The organism is Deferrivibrio sp., assembly GCF_055117995.1.
This window is the reverse complement of the sequence record NZ_JBSQOT010000002.1, coordinates 1-19,103: the sequence shown is the minus strand read 5'-3', so window position 1 is coordinate 19,103 and position 19,103 is coordinate 1. Positions and strand designations below refer to the sequence as shown.

General features: G+C 35.0%; 19 protein-coding genes and 2 tRNA genes. All 21 read right to left on the bottom strand.

Translation table 11 applies throughout. From position 1 onward, the window contains the following. Positions 1-7: 7 nt before the first annotated feature. The 21 genes from ACTCAF_RS00960 to serS all read right to left on the bottom strand — a co-directional run bounded on the left by ACTCAF_RS00960 (position 8) and on the right by serS (position 18,936). Positions 8-361, bottom strand: coding sequence for a succinate dehydrogenase, cytochrome b556 subunit (locus ACTCAF_RS00960; protein WP_463061431.1), 354 nt, complete (start codon positions 359-361; stop codon positions 8-10). Positions 362-592: 231 nt separating this feature from the next. Further along, a complete protein-coding gene (locus tag ACTCAF_RS00955) occupies positions 593-2,185 on the bottom strand; it encodes an ArnT family glycosyltransferase (RefSeq protein ID WP_463061430.1) in 1,593 nt (530 codons plus the stop codon). Then, positions 2,178-2,456 carry a lipid-A-disaccharide synthase N-terminal domain-containing protein gene (locus ACTCAF_RS00950; protein WP_463061429.1) on the bottom strand — a complete coding sequence of 93 codons (279 nt, stop codon included), beginning with the start codon at positions 2,454-2,456 and terminating at the stop codon, positions 2,178-2,180. Before ACTCAF_RS00950 ends, ACTCAF_RS00955 begins: the two co-directional genes overlap by 8 nt. Further along, a complete protein-coding gene (locus ACTCAF_RS00945; protein WP_463061428.1) occupies positions 2,453-3,163 on the bottom strand; it encodes a glycosyltransferase family 2 protein in 711 nt (236 codons plus the stop codon). The genes ACTCAF_RS00950 and ACTCAF_RS00945 overlap by 4 nt, the downstream gene beginning before the upstream one ends. A 12-nt stretch (positions 3,164-3,175) precedes the next feature. Then, on the bottom strand, positions 3,176-4,699 hold the full coding sequence (locus ACTCAF_RS00940) for a sensor histidine kinase (RefSeq protein ID WP_463061427.1): 1,524 nt from the start codon (positions 4,697-4,699) through the stop codon (positions 3,176-3,178). Then, positions 4,692-5,222: a phosphoribosyltransferase family protein gene (locus ACTCAF_RS00935; RefSeq protein WP_463061426.1), complete on the bottom strand. Its 531-nt coding sequence runs from the start codon at positions 5,220-5,222 to the stop codon at positions 4,692-4,694. The genes ACTCAF_RS00940 and ACTCAF_RS00935 overlap by 8 nt, the downstream gene beginning before the upstream one ends. Beyond that, a complete protein-coding gene (locus ACTCAF_RS00930) occupies positions 5,222-6,142 on the bottom strand; it encodes an ABC transporter permease (RefSeq protein WP_463061425.1) in 921 nt (306 codons plus the stop codon). Before ACTCAF_RS00930 ends, ACTCAF_RS00935 begins: the two co-directional genes overlap by 1 nt. Beyond that, positions 6,139-7,200: an ABC transporter permease gene (locus ACTCAF_RS00925; RefSeq protein ID WP_463061424.1), complete on the bottom strand. Its 1,062-nt coding sequence runs from the start codon at positions 7,198-7,200 to the stop codon at positions 6,139-6,141. The genes ACTCAF_RS00930 and ACTCAF_RS00925 overlap by 4 nt, the downstream gene beginning before the upstream one ends. Next, positions 7,197-8,702 carry an ABC transporter ATP-binding protein gene (locus ACTCAF_RS00920; RefSeq protein ID WP_463061423.1) on the bottom strand — a complete coding sequence of 502 codons (1,506 nt, stop codon included), beginning with the start codon at positions 8,700-8,702 and terminating at the stop codon, positions 7,197-7,199. Before ACTCAF_RS00920 ends, ACTCAF_RS00925 begins: the two co-directional genes overlap by 4 nt. A 46-nt stretch (positions 8,703-8,748) precedes the next feature. Beyond that, entirely contained in the window at positions 8,749-9,813 is a 1,065-nt protein-coding gene (locus ACTCAF_RS00915; protein WP_463061422.1) for a BMP family ABC transporter substrate-binding protein, read from the bottom strand. Positions 9,814-9,829: 16 nt separating this feature from the next. Beyond that, a complete protein-coding gene (locus ACTCAF_RS00910; RefSeq protein ID WP_463061421.1) occupies positions 9,830-11,110 on the bottom strand; it encodes a GGDEF domain-containing response regulator in 1,281 nt (426 codons plus the stop codon). A 3-nt stretch (positions 11,111-11,113) separates the two neighbouring features. Further along, complete coding sequence (locus ACTCAF_RS00905; protein WP_463061420.1) at positions 11,114-12,460, bottom strand: NOL1/NOP2/sun family putative RNA methylase; 1,347 nt, start codon at positions 12,458-12,460, stop codon at positions 11,114-11,116. Further along, the gene (locus tag ACTCAF_RS00900; protein WP_463061419.1) at positions 12,453-12,818 is read right to left on the bottom strand and encodes an ArsR/SmtB family transcription factor; all 366 of its coding nucleotides are present in this window, start codon (positions 12,816-12,818) and stop codon (positions 12,453-12,455) included. The genes ACTCAF_RS00905 and ACTCAF_RS00900 overlap by 8 nt, the downstream gene beginning before the upstream one ends. 116 nt (positions 12,819-12,934) lie before the next feature. Further along, positions 12,935-14,416 carry a phosphate acyltransferase gene (locus tag ACTCAF_RS00895; RefSeq protein WP_463061418.1) on the bottom strand — a complete coding sequence of 494 codons (1,482 nt, stop codon included), beginning with the start codon at positions 14,414-14,416 and terminating at the stop codon, positions 12,935-12,937. After that, positions 14,417-15,481, bottom strand: coding sequence for a butyrate kinase (gene buk / locus ACTCAF_RS00890; protein ID WP_463061417.1), 1,065 nt, complete (start codon positions 15,479-15,481; stop codon positions 14,417-14,419). A gap of 142 nt (positions 15,482-15,623) precedes the next feature. Continuing rightward, positions 15,624-15,697, bottom strand: a tRNA-Met gene (locus ACTCAF_RS00885). A 26-nt stretch (positions 15,698-15,723) separates the two neighbouring features. Then, positions 15,724-15,800: transfer RNA gene (locus ACTCAF_RS00880), tRNA-Met, on the bottom strand. 169 nt (positions 15,801-15,969) lie between these two features. Further along, positions 15,970-16,563 carry a MarC family protein gene (locus ACTCAF_RS00875; protein ID WP_463061416.1) on the bottom strand — a complete coding sequence of 198 codons (594 nt, stop codon included), beginning with the start codon at positions 16,561-16,563 and terminating at the stop codon, positions 15,970-15,972. 1 nt (position 16,564) lies between these two features. Then, on the bottom strand, positions 16,565-17,005 hold the full coding sequence (locus ACTCAF_RS00870; protein WP_463061415.1) for a DMT family transporter: 441 nt from the start codon (positions 17,003-17,005) through the stop codon (positions 16,565-16,567). Beyond that, positions 16,998-17,651, bottom strand: coding sequence for an SAM-dependent methyltransferase (locus ACTCAF_RS00865; RefSeq protein WP_463061414.1), 654 nt, complete (start codon positions 17,649-17,651; stop codon positions 16,998-17,000). The genes ACTCAF_RS00870 and ACTCAF_RS00865 overlap by 8 nt, the downstream gene beginning before the upstream one ends. Positions 17,652-17,670: 19 nt before the next feature. After that, positions 17,671-18,936 carry a serine--tRNA ligase gene (gene serS, locus ACTCAF_RS00860; protein WP_463061413.1) on the bottom strand — a complete coding sequence of 422 codons (1,266 nt, stop codon included), beginning with the start codon at positions 18,934-18,936 and terminating at the stop codon, positions 17,671-17,673. Between the last annotated feature and the right edge of the window lie 167 nt (positions 18,937-19,103).

The following is a 19,103-nucleotide window of genomic DNA, read 5'->3' as shown; positions in this document are numbered from 1 at the left end:
CCCTCCTTTAAGAAAATATTGGGAAAGCGCCAATAATCAGCACTACAACAGTAAGGAAGAGAACAACCATAAACTGTTTTGAAAAAACATCCTTTTCTGCGCCCGAAGCAAAGTCAATTAAGACGATTCTAAACCCATTAAATGCGTGGAAAGTGAAAGCAAGAAGCACTATAACTCTTGCTACAGGGTTAGCGGTAAGGGATGTAAACCACTCTGCTACACCGGATTTTCCTAAAATATGGAAAATCAGATAAAGGCCTATGATTACTCCGGAGATTCTGTGGAGCAACCAGGCCACCATTCCTGTGTGTTTCCTGTAGGAAACTTTCTTTGGATAGGTGATTAAATCTTTTCTTGGCATCATACACCTCGACTAATTTTATTTAACAAACAAACAGCGTTAAATTTGACCAATATATGGATAACATAAAATATTGTTAGTGTCAACAGGATTGTATACAATATACAAACCTAAGACCATAATTATCAATCAGATATGCGATAAGTTTAGTATACTTTAATACACACTAAAGAGTTATGATAAAAAATAATTAATATAAATTGTATAAACTGTGTTTTAAAATAATACAGACTATAAATTTTGTTTTTCGCAAAAATACATTGAATCCTTTCTTTGTTTGAAATGAAGAGTGCATTTATAACCATAAGACTCAATTTCGTTTATGTATTTATCATTTGTTACAAGAAAAAAAGAGTTGTGGTCCAAGAAAAAATTTTCCAAATCTTTTTTGGAATCTATATAATATTTTTTGTATTCATTGTTGTCTTCAAATTGTACTTCACGCTCTTTGCCAAGTGCGGCGACAGTAATTTTCTGCCTGTAAAATGAAATGGATGGGATAAATGATTTATAAGTAAGGACTTCATGCTTTTTTTGCGGGTCAAGTGAGATAATTTGTTCGGTCATCTTTTTGTATCCTTTTATATTTGGGCCCAAGACAGGAAGCAAACTGTATATGCAGAAGGAGCTGAAAATTATAAACATTGTAAAGTTTAAAAGGTTGAATTTCTTGATAATATTGACTAGTAAAATAATGCTTAAAATCAGATATGCCGCTATAGGGATATAGTATTCTCTAAGGTCAACATATACAAATGGGGCTACTAAAAGTACCAAAGGGAATATACAGGCATAAATTATTGACAATGACTTAAACAGCCTGGAGTTTATCATATTTGCATCCAAATATTCGGCCGCAATAATACTTGCAAGAGGATAAAAAGGTAATATATAGGTTGCCAGTTTGCTTTTGGAGATGGTAAATATAATAAAAGGCACAATTATATATACAAAAAGCGAAATCTTTTGTCTAAAAGCTTTCAAACTATCTTTCAAACCCTTTATGAAAGGGACAATATAAGGAAAAAAAGTGCCTGCAAATATTGCAAAAAAGAAATAAAAAGGTTGATATCTGTGAAATCTATTGGTTGCAACTCTGTCAACGGTTTGCACCTTTAAGAAGTAGTTCAGTAGCTCAGGATTTTTTATAATAACAGCAATATACCAGGGCAAAGATATTATTAAAAAGGTTGAAGTTGATAAAATTACATCCTTGAAACTAAAAACTTTTCTATGAGAACTGTCAAAAAATTTACATAAAATGAATGGTAAAATTGTAAATAAAAATATAATTGGTCCCTTAGTTAAAAAACCAAGGCCTAAAAATATTCCATAAAAAATAGAGTTACTTGTAGCTTTTTTATAATAGATTTGCTTGAAAAGAACATACTGAGCCAAAATAGTAAAAAGCGTAAGGTAAATATCTGTGGATACAATTCTTGAAACAGCAATAAAAAGCATGCTTGATGAAAGGATGTAAACAGAAGCCTCGGATTTGTTTTTATTTTTAAGTAAAATTTCAGATAACCTGTAGGTTACAAAGAGAATTAATCCGGCAGCCAATACTTCAAAAAATCTTGCTCCAAACCCGTTAACTCCAAATAATTTCATACCAATAGCATTTATCCAGTAAACAAAGGGAGGTTTGTGGAAATGTTTGATACCATTGAATCTTGGCTCTACAAAATCTCCGGTTTTTACCATTTCCCATGCAATTTCTGCGTACCTTGCCTCAGTAGTTTCAAAAAGGGGAATAAAATTTATAGGAAAAGCTGCAATTACAAAATATATTGCAATAAACCAGTAAATCTTTTTGTTATGCATTTAATTTCTGCCTCTCTTTTTTTATGAAGTATAAATTTCGTGTATAGATTATAAATCCTGTGGATTGGCCTACTATAAACACTATATCCTTGCGAAGCAATGCGTAAACAAGTAAGCAGATGCTCCCGAGCAGGCTAAAATACCAGAAAGCAACAGGTATGACACTTTTTTTATGTTTTTCAGAATAAATCCACTGAACAAAAAAGCGCATAAAAAAGAAAAATTGCCCGGTAAATCCAATTATTAAAAGTGTTGTTTCAGTAATATTCATTTTTCTTCCTTTATTTTGATATCAAGATGACGTTTTATCATCCATCTAACTGCAATAAGGTCGTAAAAACCTTCAATGGCCCTGTTAAAATTGTTATATTTTGATACCCCGATTTCCCTTTTTCTGTGGTTTACAGGTACTTCAATGACCTTTGCACCTTCAAGTCGCATAAGTGTCGGTAAAAACCTGTGAAGGCCTTTAAACATTTTAATTTTTTTTAACATATCAGCCCGCATTATTTTTAAAGCACAGCCTGTATCATGAATTGTTTCTTTTGTCATTTTATTTCTTACAAAGTTGCCAATCTTACTTCCTATTTTTTTTGACAGGGTGTCCTTTCTGTTTTTACGCCAGCCGTTTACCATGTCATATTTTCCATACAGCTTAATCATTTCCAATAAATCACCAGGGTCATTTTGCATGTCTGCATCCATTGTTATAATGACAGATTTGCTAGCTTTTTGAAACCCCGCGTAAAGAGCTGCAGATTGCCCTCTATTTTCAAGAAAAGATATATATTTTACATTGCTGTCTATTAGGGCTACCTCTTTGATTTCTTGAAGACTATTGTCATTGCTTGAATCATCTACAAAAATTATTTCATAAGAGGATGCAATTATATCAGCAACCCTTTTTATCTCTTTGTAAAGGGGTTTTATGTTGCCTTCCTCATTATAAACGGGTATTACAAATGAAATATCGTACATTTTCACTCCATTTTATATTTTAACTACCGGAAGCATGATGGTAACTTCAGTTCCAACATTTACTTTTGATTCAATCATAAGTTTGCCATTATGTTGCTCAACGAGGTCTTTTGCAATAGGAAGCCCGAGACCTGTGCCATTTTTCTTGGTAGTATAAAACTCATTGAAAATTTTATCCATCTGCTCATCCGGAATGCCCGAACCATTGTCAATAATTTTGAAGACTATATACTCTTGATCTGACGTGCAGTAAACTTTTAATAAAATCTCTCCCGCCCTGTCTTCAGGGATACTCTCCATTGCATTTTTTAAAATATTGATAAATACTTGTTCAATATTTGTTTTATTTATATTTAAGAGACAGTCCCCTTCAGGATTCATTGTCTCAAGCCTGAATTTGATTTTTTCATAGTCAAAAAGAATCCTTTTTACATATATTGAAATGGTTTCCAGAAATGATCTCACAGATACTACCTGCTTCTGGTCCGTATTTAATCTCGAGAAGTTAAGTGTCTGGTCTATAATGTTTTTTATCCTGATAGTGTCGTTGACAATATTATCAATATGTTTTAGAGTTTCTTCAATATTAACATTTTTACCCTTTTTGGCCATTTCACATTTCATCGCAAGAAGGTCAGAGGCAATCATTATAGAGTTGAGAGGATTTTTTATTTCATGGCTTAACGATGCGGTTAATTGCCCTATGGTACTTAACCTGTCGGAATGAATCAGATTTTTGTGCATATTATCAATGGTCTCATTTGCATTCTTAAGTGACGATACCATATTGTTGAAATATTTCGATATAAGTTCAAATTCATCACGAGAATCTATTTTGACTTTACTGTTAAGGTCATTCTCGGTTACCTTTTTCATACCAGTTTCAAGGAGTTTCAAAGGGTTTATGACCAATTTATTTACAAGAATTGACAAAACAAAACTGACAATAATTACTGAAATAAGCATTATCATATTAACAGTATTGATTTCATTATGAAGCATTTTTGACAGCCCCATGGTGTTTACATTAATGTTGAGTACACCAATTATGTCTCCACTATCAAAGTGACACTTTTTGCATTCAGGCTTATTCTGGTATGGTCTGTAATATGAAAGCATTTTGACATCTTTGGTGTTGATTCCCTGAAGTTTCTCCTCAAGAGTAAAGTTTTTGTAAACAAGGTCGAGATATTTGGTAGGTTTCTCACTCTTAAAGTTTGAATAGCTGCATGATATATCGCCTTTTGGGTTAAAAATATGTATTCCTACAACATTTTCTACATTTGAAAGTTCTAAAATAAGTTTTCTGACTACCTGCTTATCCCCCGCTGTCATAAAATTATTTATTGAACTGTCTATAATGGAAGGGATTGTCTTGATATATGATTTGGCAAGATTTAGTGCTTTTTTTTCAGCATTGTAAGACAAATAAGCAGAAACTATAAAAGAGATGGAAAGCATTATAGCAAAGATAAGTACATTTATTTTAAGCTTTAAACTTATGTATTTTGGTTTTGTTTTTAGCAAGTTAACCATTCAGCATTAAATCCTTCAGCTTTAAAATGGAATAAATATTATCGCTATTGCTTTTATCTATAATTACACCCATACCGGTTATAAAGCAACCAGCATTTTCTACAATTTTGCAGGCAGAGGCGTACGTATTCCCTTTTGCATAAAAATCATCAACAAAAAGGAATTTATCACCGGAGTTTATTACCTCTTTTGAAAGATACAGAGTTGTTTCAGACTGTTTTGTAAACGAGTAACTCTTGTCACAGTAATAGTTTTGCATGGTAATGGGCTTTTTCTTTTTAAGAAAAACAAAATCCTTGTGTGTTCTAAGTGAGATAACGGATGCAAGAACAATCCCGCTGGACTCAACAGTTAGAATTTTGTCATAACAGACATCTGAAAAATGTTTGACAAAATCTTCAGCAATTAAATCATAAAGCTCATAAGAAATTTTATGATTCAGAAATTTCTCAACATTTATAATTTCACCATCTATTTTTCCTTGTTTAATGATGAATTCAAAAAGTTTTTCCCTTGCCGTCATTATTTCCTATCCTCTCTGTCATATACAAGTCCTAAAGACTCAGGTTGACTTGAATATCCCTTTTCGAGTTTTATAGTGGCAATTATCAGAACAACAATGGTAAATATATATGGAAGCATTTGCAAAATATGAGCTGAAATGGTAGTCCCCATCGCTTGCAATCTTAGCTGTATAGCACTTATTCCGCCAAAGAAATAAGCGCCAAAAAGTGCTCTTTTACAAGACCATGAAGCAAATATTACCAGTGCAACAGCAATCCAGCCTCTTCCTGCTGACATATTTTCTATCCACAAAGGGGTGTATGCAAGAGAAAGATATGCCCCTCCAAGTCCTGCAAGGCCTGAACCTATAAAAGTTGCCCATAGCTTATAGGCAGTTACATTGATGCCTGCTACATCGGCTGCATAAGGGTTTTCGCCAACAGTTCTTAAGTTTAGTCCCCACACTGTCTTATACAAAACAAAAGTTATGACAAACACAAGAACAATACTAAGATAAACAAGAATGTCCTGGTTAAAAATAGAATTGCCAATAACAGGAATTTTTGACAAAAAGGGGATTTCGATTCTCTTGAAACCTTCGATGGTTTGCCCAACCATTTTTTTGCCAAGTACAGCTGTAATACCAATCCCAAACATAGTTAGAGCAAGGCCGCTTACAATCTGGTTACCTTTAAAATATGTACACAGAATCCCATGAATCAGACCCGCAATCCCAGCTATTAAGACAGCAGAAATGACTCCAAGAAAAAGGCTTCCTGTTGTGTAGGTAGTGTAAAAACCTGAAAGAGCTCCAATTAGCATTAACCCTTCAATTCCAAGATTTATTATACCGGAGCGTTCGATAATTATTTCCCCCAGTGTGGCATACAAAATTGATGTCCCTGCACGTATTGTTGCATCTATAATTATTGAAATCATTGCTGCTTCACCATTATAATTTTGTGCTCCTTAAAGAATTCTGCTACAATAAGGGAAAACAGGATTAGCCCCTGAAATACACTAACCATAGCAACTGGCAATTGATAATAAATTTGCATAGAGTCCCCTCCAACAAAAAGCACCCCCATAAGAAAGGAAACTAACACCACACCTAAAGCACTTCTTTTGGCAAGCCAGGCAATTATGATTGCAGTGTAGCCGTAGCCCGGAGAAATTGCATGTTGCAGGCGGTGTTGTACACCTGCAAGCTCAGAAAAACCGGCTATTGCACTTAATGCACCGCTTATAAACATTACCAGCATTATATTTTTCTTGATATTAATCCCTGCATAGGCAGCTGCTTTTGAGTTGCTCCCTATGACTTTTATTTCATAACCCCAGATAGTTTTTTCTATAAGAAGATAAACTATAAGCGCACAGACAAGAGCAATGAAAAAACCTGTATGAAGTCTTGTATCAAAATATTCTGAAAGTCTTGCTGCAGAGGAGAACTCTGCTGAAAGAGGGAAATTGAACCCCTTGGGGTCCTTCCATGCTCCGTATACAAGAAAATCTACCCACAATATTGCAATATAGTTCATCAATAAAGTCACAATGGTTTCATTTACATTGTATATTGCTTTAAGAGCGCCGGGAATCAATGCCCAAAGACCACCGAAAAATATCGATGACAAAAACATCAATGTTATCATAACAAAATGACTTTCTACGTTTAAGTGCAATGCCACAAGTGATGCTCCAAATGCACCCATATAAAGTTGCCCTTCTGCACCGATATTCCATAATTGCATCCTGAATGCAACAGCTACTCCAAGACCACACAAAATGAGAGGAGTAGTTTTAACCAATGTTTCAGTGAGACCATAAAATGAGCCTAATGACTCTATTAGCATATCCTTATATGCACTAATCGGGTTTACATCTACCAGCATCAGAAAAGCACCACTTATCAAAAGTGCGATTATTACTGAAAACAGTGTTGTCAAAAAAGACTTATAGCCTTGAACGGGAGGCTTTTTTAAAACTTTAAATTTCATTTTTTCCCACTCATTAAAAGTCCGATTTCTGTTTTTGTTGCAGATTCGGGACTCAGATATCCCATGTTTTTCCCTCTGAACATAACTGCTATCCTGTCAGAAATTTTAAGAAGTTCATCCAGATCTTCCGATATCAATATAGTACTCATCCCTTTTTCTCTTGAATCAAGTATCACCTGGTGGACATATTCTGCTGAACCTACATCAAGCCCTCTTGTCGGATAGAGCGCTACAAGTATCAAGGGGTTTTCGGAAAGCTCCCGTGCGATTATTACTTTTTGAATATTGCCGCCGGATAAAAGCCTGACCGGTATTCCATCATAACCCATTTTTATTGAATATTTTTCTATTTGCTCCCTTGCATTTTGTTTAATCTTTTCCTTATTGAGGAAAAAAAAGTTTGTAAACTTATCAGATGAATAGTTTTTCAGGATAAGATTTTCATCAACAGAAAGGTCTGGCGCAATCCCCATAGTTTTTCTGTCTTCAGGGATATGGGCAATTCCGGAAATATATTTTGATTTGGAAGTGGAATATGTTATGTCCTGATCATTTACAATTATCTGTCCAGATAATGGTTTTTTTAGACCTGTCAAAACTTCTGCAAGTGCTTTTTGACCATTGCCGGTAATCCCCGCAATCCCAAGGATTTCGCCCTCAAAAAGTTCAAGAGAAAAATCTGAAAGATCGGACAACCCTTTATCGTTTTTTACGTTAAGATTTTTTATCTTCAAAATTTGTTTACTAAAAACTTTGGCAGACTTTTCAAGTTTAAGATGTTCTTTGTTGCTTATCATAAGCTCTGCAAGAAGCTGTTCGTCAAATTCACCTCTATTTAACGTCTTTACTGTTTCCCCTTTTTTTAAAATAGTAACTTTATCAGAAAGTGTCATGACCTCTTTCATCTTATGGGAGATAAAAATAATCGCTTTATTCTGGCTTTTTAGTTTTGTCAGAAATGTAAATAAAAATTCTGATTCCTGAGGTGTCAAAACCGCAGTTGGCTCATCAAGAATGAGAATTTTAGAATCCCTGATTAATAGTTTTATAAGCTCGACCCACTGTTGCTGGCCGATTGACAACTTCCATACTGGCATTTCTATATCTATGTCAAGTTCAAACTCTCTTAGAATTTCTTTGACTTTTGATTTAAGTTTTCTTTCATTTATAACAAAAGAATCGAGTTTCATGCTGAGCAAAAGGTTTTCAAAAACTGATATGTTATTCACAAGCATAAAGTGTTGGTGAACCATACCTATTTTATAATTGAGGGCATCTTTTGGGGATTTAATGTTTACCCTGGTGCCATTTATGTAAATATTTCCGCTGTCAGGCCTGTAAAGTCCCGTTAAAATATTCATCAGAGTACTTTTGCCGGCACCATTTTCACCAAGGATTGTGTGTATTTCCCCTTCAAAAATCTCAAGATTTACATTTTTATTGGCAATAAAGCCAGCAAAGGACTTTGTTATATTTTCAATCTTTAAAATACAGGATGACATTAAAACCTCAAAAAAACACCCTGGCATTACCAGGGTGTCTGGATTCTTAGTTGTTTAAATTTCCCTGAACTCCTTCCACAAAGAAATTCATACCTAAAAGTTCTCCATCTGTAAAGGTTTTTCCTTCTTCAAGTACCAATTTGCCTGACTGATCTTTAATTGGCCCAGTAAATACTTGGAATTTACCATTTATTATGTCTTCTTTTGCGGTCATTACCTTTTTTACCACTTCAGCTGGTACTTTATCGCTTATTGGAGCAAGAGTTACTGCACCTTTGTCCATACCCCACCAGATTTGCTCACTTTTCCATGTTCCATCGTTTACCTTTTGGGCAACATATTTGTATATTGCTCCCCAATTCCACACAGGCGCCGTTAAAAAACCTTTTGGTGCGTAACTTCTCATATCGGAGTTATAGCCTATTACATATTTCCCTCTGTTTTCGGCAGCCTGAAGAGTAGCAGGAGTATCCTGGTGCATAGCAAGGACATCAGCGCCTACATCAAGGAGGCTTTCAGCAGCATTTCTTTCTGTACCGGGGTCAAACCATGTCTGTGTCCATACCACTTTAACCACAGCATCCTTGTTTACTGATCTTACTCCGAGAGTGAAGGCATTTATCCCTCTGATGACTTCCGGAATAGGGAATGCAGCCACATAACCTATTATATTGCTTTTTGTCATACTGCCTGCAATAATTCCGCTTAAATATCTTGGTTCGTACATTCTACCAAAATATGTTCCTACATTTTCAGCAGTTTTATAGCCGGAGCAGTGCATAAAAACAACATTTTTAAATCTTTTTGCCACATTGATTGTTGGATCCATAAAACCGAAACTTGTTGTAAAAATCAGATTATGCCCTTTTTTGGCAAGGCTGGTGATTACCCTTTCAGCATCACTTCCCTCAGGGACAGATTCAATATAGGTGGACTTGCCAACAAATGGCAGTTTTTCCATCTCTTTTCTGCCAAGGTCATGGGCATAAGTCCATCCACCGTCACCTACCGGACCTACATAGATAAACCCAGCTTTGATTTCTTTTGCAAATCCACTAAATGCCAGGCTTAAAAAAATAGCTGTAGCAAACAATAAGAAAAACTTTTTCATAAATAATCCTCCGTATTTATTCAATCTCATAACGGTTTTTACCGTTTTGTTTTGCTTTGTAGAGTCTTTCGTCTGCTTTTTGAATTACCTCTTCAAATGCTTTGCATTCAGCAGAGTCAGCAATTCCAATACTTACTGTAACCATTTTGTCGGTAAAATCGTACTTTATGTTTCTTGTAACTTCCAAAACTTTTGCAGCGACAACTTCTGCCTTATTTTTGGGTGTATCAGGCAGCAGCATAATAAACTCTTCTCCACCAAACCTTGCAAGTGTATCAAATTTTCTGATATGTTTTTTTAATGTGTCAGATAATGTAACCAATACCTTATCACCATTTATATGGCCATAAGTATCATTTATATCTTTAAAATTATCAATGTCAAAAAGCAATATTGAGTAAGCTTGGTTTGCTCTTTTGGCACGATTGTCTTCACTTGTTAATGTTTCCCAGAAAAATCTTCTATTAAAGAGCCCTGTCAGTTCATCTGTTATTGCCTTAATGGATAAAAGCTTGTTTTTGGCATCAAGCATATCCATCAAACTTTTTATTCTTAAATGGCTTCTTATTCGCAGGAAAAATTCGCTTGGGTCAAAAGGTTTTTCGACAAAATCATTTACTCCAAGGAGAAAAAGGTCGTATTTTTTTTCCTTTTCATCCATTACTGTTGTTACAATAATAGGCACCTTGTCGTAAAACTTATTTTTTCTTATTAGCTGTATAAGGCTTTCGCAGGTATTATCCTGAAGATAATAATCAACTATTATTAAATCTATCGCATTTTCATTGGAAAAGAAGTCAGATGCACTTGTCGTATCTTTAAATGATATTACACTTATATTTGCAAGATCAAAGAGGCTTGTTATGTATCTGCTCTGAAATTCGCTATCTTCAACAATAACAACCGGGTTGGCAGAGCCGGTGATAATCTGTGCCATAGATATCGTTGTTTTGAGAAATTTTTTTAAATTGCCTTCGATATAATCTTTGTGAAAAAAACTGAACGCACCGGCGTCGAAGCTTGCTTTTTTCAGATAATCAGAATCCTCAGATGAAATAATTATTATCTGAGACTTGTAAAATTTGCTGCTCTGTTTTAATTTTTTGCAAAAATCAAGGCCATCTCCATCAGGAAGATTTACATCCATTGTGATAAAATCGTAATGCTCTTTATTGAGATAATATTCCGCCTCTTTTATACTGGAGGCAAGAGTTGTCTTTAAATTTAAATCTTCAAGCTCATTTTTGAGAATATTCCGGAAAAATTTGCTATCTTCTACAACAAGAACTTTTTTCAAAACTTACACCCTGTTATATATGAAATATCTGCTAAGTTTATTTTTTATTCTTTTGTCAACTACCTTAAAAGGACCGACAGGTATATTTTTATAATACAAAATACCTTCTTTTATAATATCAGGATAAAAGTTTATATCATAACCGTTTAAATATTCAACACTTTCTTGGTATGAAATTTGAAGTCTGTATTTGTTTTTAACTTTTGCGCCAAATTCCCATGAGGCTTCGGTGGAAATTACAAAATCTTTTATAAATTGCCCAAGTAAAAAGTCTGTATTTTGAAATCTTATTTTATCACATAAGTTATTGCCAAGTTGTAGCAAAGGGTTGATATAAACCTTATTGTTTTTTAATTGTAGAGGAATATTTTTGATAAAATTATTGTCAAAAATATCAATATCTTCTTTAAATTTTTCATTACTTTTAATCTGTTCATTTTCAGTTATACATCCCTGTTTTTGAATAAGTGCAATGAAAAAGCCGTCAAATTCCATAATGTGAGGCAATACCCTTATTACTTTTTTGTCAATTTCCCGATTGCCTGAAAGTCCCTCAGGGTAAACGCCACCATTTATATCTACGAGAATGGCATCTGTATTTTCTGCCAAAAAACCTTCTATTAGTTCTTCATTTTCTTCCAATGAAAATGTGCAGGTGGAATATGCCAAAAAGCCTCCCGGCTTTAAAAGGGAGAATGCACTTCTTATCAGATCTTTTTGAATACCTTGCGTATTTTTGATAAATTCTTCTGACCAGAAACTTTTAACTGTATCATTCTTTAAAATTTTATTTTCATTGCTGCAGGGAGCATCCAGTAAAATTGCATCAAAAATAGGGGGCAGCTTTTTGTCGGCAATTCTTCCATCGATACTGACTGTTTTAACATTGTAACTACCAAATTTTGTAATGTTAAAATTAAGGGCTTTTAATCTTTTTGATGAAATTTCATTTGCTATAATGAGCCCACTTCTTTTTAAAAGTTCACTGATGTAAGTGGTTTTCCCGCCCGGGGCAGCGCATAAATCAAGAATAATGGGATTTTTTAGATGCTTTATATGTTCGAATAAAATCCTGGGTGGAAAAAGTGAAGAGATGTTTTGTATGTAAAGTCCACCTGTGAGAAATCCCAGAGATGATGAAATATCCATTTTTGATTCATTATATTCGTAGGCTTCAAATCCATCAACTTTTTTTATTAAGCTTATATTTTCAAATTCGCTTAAGTAATCTATATTTCGTGCGGTATTCACCCTAAAATATTTTCTGTTTGTTTTTTTCAGGGATTCGAAAAAAAACTCAAAATCTTCGGAAAAAATTCTTTTATATTTTGAGATAAAGTCTTCAAGCATTTTCGGGCTTGGTTGCCTGGGTTGAACAGCTATATCTGTCTATTTCGTCAATTTTTGAAAGATCATCTTTGATGGTCTTATCTTCTTTTACAGATTCGTAAAGGTATTTTACAAAATTTCTTATTTCCTGATTATCTGTCAACTTGTAAACAACCCATCTGCCCTCCTTGCAATCCTCTATAACACCTGAATATTTGAGATTTTTTAGGTGGGCTGAAATCGTTGAAAGTGCAATATGTAGCACTTCATTTATTTCGCAAACGCAGAGATTTCGCTTTAGAAGCATGATAGCGATTCTAAGCCTGTTTTTCTCGGAGAGGGATTTCAAGACTTTGGATGTAATTTTAAGTGTATTCATATTTTCACCAATATAAAATTATAGCAAGCTAAATTTATTACACAAAAAGAGATTTATCAATATAAAATTTTACGAAAGAAGCCTTAATGTATAATTTTATATGGCAATATTGGTTGCTACTTGTTTTTCTGATATTCTCCATAAATTGCACTTGCACAGATTGTAAGGAACTTTGTCATATCGCTGTCGCTTCTTGATGTGAGGATGATTGGCACAGTAGCTCCAAGTACTATGTTTGCAACCTCGGCGCCCATAGTCATAACCCATGCCTTGTAAAGGAAATTACCCCCTTCTATATGAGGTACAACTATAATATCTGCTTTTCCTGCCACTTTGTTGTCTTTTAACCCCTTTTTCTTTACCGCATCTTCATATAAAGCAAGATCATAAGATAGAGGACCGTATACATCGGCATCTTCCCAATCCATTTTTGAAAGTTTGTCTTCATAAAGGGTAGTGGGAAGTTTTGCAGAAGGGACTTCGTTAGCGTCAAGAAGGGCAACTTTTGGTCTTGCTACCCCCATTGCTTTTGCAACATCTATTGCATTTTTAATAATTTCAATACTGTAATTTAAGTCGTTGTCAACAAAAAGCGTAGGGTTTATTCCGGGGTCTGTAAGGAAAATGAGTCTATTTACATTGGGGACTTCAAATATGCTTACAAGCGACATTCTTCTGCCGGAAGCTATACCATTGTTTTTGTCAAGAATAGCTTTTACAAAGTTTGCCGTGTTAATCTTCCCTTTCATTATGAGGCTTGCCAGGCCTTTTTTTATTATTTCCACCCCTTTCTTTGCGCATTCGTTTTCATAGGAGTCTGAATAGGGAATATTTACTATTGTCAATTTGTTACGGTTAAGGTTAAGGATCTGGATTAATTCTTCGGATATTTTTTTGTCCCCCACAAAAACAACGCTGTCTATTATATTTTCATCAATGGCTACTTTACATGCTTCGGCAGAAGTTTTGTCAGGGCAAACAAGACAAATTACTTGTTTTTTTAACAATTTTGCTGCCTGAATAAGGGCTCTCATTTTTGAGCCCCTGGCAAATTGTGCCATTGAACTGCTGTTATAAATGGCTGCAATGATTCTGGATTTTTCGGTAATTGAACTTATTGTGTGGGCTATTGATGAGTCGAAATACAGGCTATCACCTTCTTCCAGTATAAATTCTTCTTCACCGACAGTAATTTTTAGCTTTCCTTCAAGTACATAGTGAAATTCCTCACCTGAGTGTATACTTGTTTCTACAACCTCTTTTTTGGGGATTTCTACAATAAATGGCTCTATATGTTTGCCAGGATAAAGCGGAGCAAGGCTTTCATAAGAATATGCATCTTTTCGGCTAATTTTTACTCTGGAAGATTTTGCGGTCTTTTGGGCTTTTTTGCTTTCAAACTCCTGGCCATATATCAGTGAGTAAATATCTGTGTCAAGATATGTGGCAATTTTTAAAAGGTCAGAGACAGAGGGTGTATGTTTTTCCGTTATAAAATCTTTAAGTCTTGATACTTCAATTCCTGTAAATTTTGCCAGCTCTTCAACTGTAATTTTTTTGCTTTGGAGATTTTTTTCTATGTTATTTCCTATTCCCATTTACTGCTCCATATATTGTTTGATTTCTATTTTATTCTCAAGGGCTAATTGTGCACTCATAAGAAGCGATTCTATTTCATTTTCACCCGGCTCTACGAATATTTTGCCCAAAAAAGACACCCTTTCGGTTATCAGTTTTACGAGGTAATTGCTGTGAGCAAGTCCGCCTGTAAGTATTATTCCATCAAGCTTTCCGTAAGTTGCGGCGGCAAGTGAGCAAATTTCTTTGGTAATCTGATAGCACATTGCTTGTACAACTTCCCTTGTATAATTATCTCCATTTTCGATATCTTTTTCTATTTCAATCATATCGACTTTACCAAGATATGACATCAACCCTGCTTTTTTTGAAACCACTTTTGAAAGCTCTTCTATGGTGAGATTGTTGTCGTGCAAATATTCTTTAATCCCGATTACCGGCAATCCGCCAGCTCTTTCCGGTGAGAAAGGACCATCACCATCAAGTGCATTGTTTACATCTATCACTTTCCCTTTACTATGAATACCTATTGAAATTCCTCCGCCAAGGTGAGCCACAATAAAATTAACGTCCTCATAATTTTTTCCAATTTTTTTTGCTACCTTTCTTGCGGTAGCTTTATGGTTTAGAGCATGAAATATACTTTTTCTTTCAATCCCTTTTAATCCGGAATACTTTGCAACAGGCATCATTTCATCCACAACTACAGGGTCAGCAATAAAGGCTTTGCAGTTGTAAGTTTCTGCAAAAATTTTTGCAAGTACCCCGCCCAGGTTTGAAGCGTGCTGTCCGTTAACCCCCTTTTTAAGGTCATCCAACATTTTTTGGTTTACCTCATATATTCCACCTTCCACCGGATGGATTAACCCGCCGCGACCAATTATGCCATCAAAAGTAATGTGGTCATATTTGTCCTGTATAATTTGTTTAATTATACTAAACCTATATTCAAGCTGATCATATATTGTTTTGAAAGTGTCTAATTCGGAGCGTTCGTGTTTGATATTTTCTTTGAAAAGCTTATCTTCTAAGAATATTCCTATCTTTGTTGAGGTTGAACCAGGGTCGATTACCAGTATGTTCATGGCCATCTCCTTAAGTTTAGTAATATTAAAATAAGAGATTTTGATGAAAAAATCAAATATTTTTTGGAATAAAAAAGTTTGTATATTAAGTGGCTTTCAAAATAAGATTACTTTTAAATAATTAATTGAGAAACAAGCAGAGTGGCGGATCAGGGACTTGAACCCCGGACACTGCGGATATGAGCCGCATGCTCTAACCACCTGAGCTAATCCGCCATTTATATAAAAAGATAAATATCAATTGGTTGCGGGGGCCGGATTTGAACCGACGACCTTCGGGTTATGAGCCCGACGAGCTACCAAACTGCTCTACCCCGCGTCAGGAGTTAAAGAATATATCTATAAAAAATGAAAAGTCAAGAAATTTTTTGAAAGAATTTTAATCGCTAATTTTTATTTAAAATTAAGGGTTTTCAAAAGGTTTGCATAATTTGTCAGAGGTTTTTTTGTTATATTGAGGCTTTCTTTCTTAAAAAATGAAAGAACATTTAGTTAAAACTGCTAAATATTCCCAAAAAACCATCTCTGATGTATCTTACCGATATTGCCGCAAGGATAAGACCAATCACCTTGGTGATTACTTCAGTTATGTCTTTTCCCAATATATCAAAAAGTTTTTTACCAAAATAAAGTACAATGTAAGCAAGGACAAATGCTACTGCGCCAGCTATCAAAGTTTTTAAAATTCCAATTGTACCGCTTAAGACTATGGTAGCTGTTACAGCCCCTGGTCCTACCATTAAAGGGGTCGCAAAAGGTACTACACCTGGCCTTGATGTGCTGAACTCTTTTTCCTGGTTGGTAAAAACTATTTGAAGACTTACAATTAAAAGCAAAAGACCGCCTGCTACCCTGAAATCATGGACATCTATTCCGAAAAGCCGCAAAATTGTGCTTCCAAAAATAGTAAATACTATAAGGAGGACAAATCCAACTATTATGGACTTGTTTAGCAGGTTTACCCTCTCACTTTCTTGCATCCCTTTTGTTATTGCAAGAAAAACAGGTATGAGACCTGGGGGGTCTATAACAAGGAAAAATGTAACTATTGCTTGTGTGTAAATCAGAATGAGTTCACTCAATTTATTTCCTCCATGATGTCAGGATTACTCCTAAAATAATGAGAATTATTCCAAGCACATTTAAAAGACCAATATTTAATTTTATAACTTTCATCGGGTCGAATTTATCCAAAATTAACCCTACAAAAAGCTGGACACCAATTGTTATTGCAAGTGCGGTTGTTACACCGGTGATGTGGACAGAATATGTAATTGAGTAAACAAAAATTGCACCCAAAATTCCCCCTGTCAGGTATAAAAAAGGTACATCCGTAATGTTTTTGAGATTATGGTCACCTTTTAACATCAGAAAAATGAAAAGGGTAATCGTGCCGACAAAAAAGGAAATAAAGGCACTTTCAAGAAATCCAACGTGTTTTGCAAGCCTTGCATTTATGCTTGCCTGTAATGACACAAAAGAGCCTGCAAGGATTAACAAGAAAATGACGAATGTCTTATTCATTTTTACCTTCAATAACTACTGCAAACGGCGCTTTTGGCAGGGAATCTTTTTTGGCAGCAAAATCCTTGTAATAGCCCCTGAGAAAAGTTTCATTTTTATAACCGATATTTATATGGATAAATATTCTTGTTTTAACATGCTTTAATTCATCAACTACCTTTTTAAGTGCGTAAGGCCTTTCAAGAAACACTGTTGTCATGCCTGAAACCGGCAGATTCTTAAAAAACTGCAACCTTTCGCCCCCTTTGATAGGTGGGAATCCGGCATATACAAATTTTTCTGCGTAAAAACCTGAAGCAGACAGCGCGGCCATTACAGACGACTCAAAGCATAACGTTTTTACATTTATGTTCAGCCCGTAACACAAATCCACCAAATCATACCCCGGATCACTTACGCAAGGTGTTCCGGCATCGCTGAAAAGGATTGCAGATTTTTTATTTGAAATCAGTTTTGCAATGTTAAATTTTTCTTCATAGTTTGTATGTTCGTTCAAAAGCAAGAAAGGCTTTTCTCTCAAATTGTTAGCCGCAAGAAGCCTGATAGTTTGCTTTTTTTCTTCCCCGATAATGATATCTACCAAGTAAAGTAAATCTTTAGCCAGGTGATTTAACAGGCTAAAGTCACCATTTATCGGAGTTGGCATCAGATAAAGTGTTGGCATGTTATTTTGTTATAATATCAACACCTAAATATGGTCTAAGAGCCTCCGGCACAACTACACTGCCGTCTTTTTGCTGATAGTTTTCCAAAATAGCAAGGAATGTCCTCCCCACCGCAAGGCCTGAGCCATTTAATGTATGGGCAAACTCCACTTTTTTATTTTTATTTCTAAATTTGATACCGGCTCTTCTTGCCTGAAAATCTTTAAAGTTACTGCAGGATGAAATTTCCCGATAACAATTTTGCCCTGGCAGCCATACCTCAATATCATAGGTTTTGGAAGATGAAAATCCTAAGTCTCCGGTGCAGAGTGTCATAACTCTATAATGAAGACCAAGCATTTGCAGGATTTTTTCCGCATCTTCAAGCAAAAGTTCAAGCTCCATCATTGAATTTTCAGGATGGGCTATTTTTACAATCTCAACTTTGTTAAACTGATGTTGTCTTATAAGCCCTCTCACATCTTTTCCGTAGCTTCCGGCCTCTCTTCTAAAACAAGGTGTATAAGCTGTTACTTTTATGGGTAGGTCTTCTTCGCTTAGAATTGTATCTGCATAAAGGTTTGTCAAAGGCACCTCAGCAGTTGGAATGAGATAAAGCTCATCTCTTTCGCACTTAAAAAGTTCTTCTTCAAACTTTGGCAACTGTCCTGTGCCTGTCATTGTATTTGCATTTACAAGAAACGGCGGGATTATTTCTTTGTATCCGTTTTCAGATTGAACATCCAGCATAAAGTTTATCAATGCCCTTTCAAGCTTTGCGCCAAATCCCGTGTAGACGGAAAACCTTGATTTTGCAAGTGTAGCCCCTTTTTCAAAGTCAACAAGATTAAGGCTTTCAGCGATTTCCCAATGTGCTTTGGGTTCAAAATCAAATGAAGGCTTATGTCCATATTCTTTATAGAGCACATTTGCATTTTCATCACTTCCCACAGGTACTGTCTCGTCAGGGATATTTGGGATGTTAAGAAGAATATTTTTCAGCGTTTCTTCCACGTTTTTCAACATGTTGTCAAGCTCAGATATTTCTTCGGAGACCTTTTTCATCCTAGCAGAAATCTCGGATATGTCCCCGCCCTGTTTTTTGATTATTCCTATCTCTTTTGAAGTATCATTTCTGAGCTTTTTGAGCTCTTCAACGTTTAATATGATTTTGCGTCTTTCTTCATCCAGTTTTAAAATATTTTCTATATCTATTTCAGTATTTCTTTTTTTAAGTTCATTCTTAACATATTCCGGATTACCCGTAATAAGTTTTAAATCGAGCATCAATCTACCTCCTTAGCAGCTTCAACAAGATATATAAAAGTTTTCAATAATTTGTTTTCACTGTTTATTGCAAGCCCTTTTTTCCATGCAGAGATTGCAAATCCTATGTAGCCTATTTTGAAGTAAGTAATACCTAAGTGAACATATGCTTCCACAAAATTTTCTTT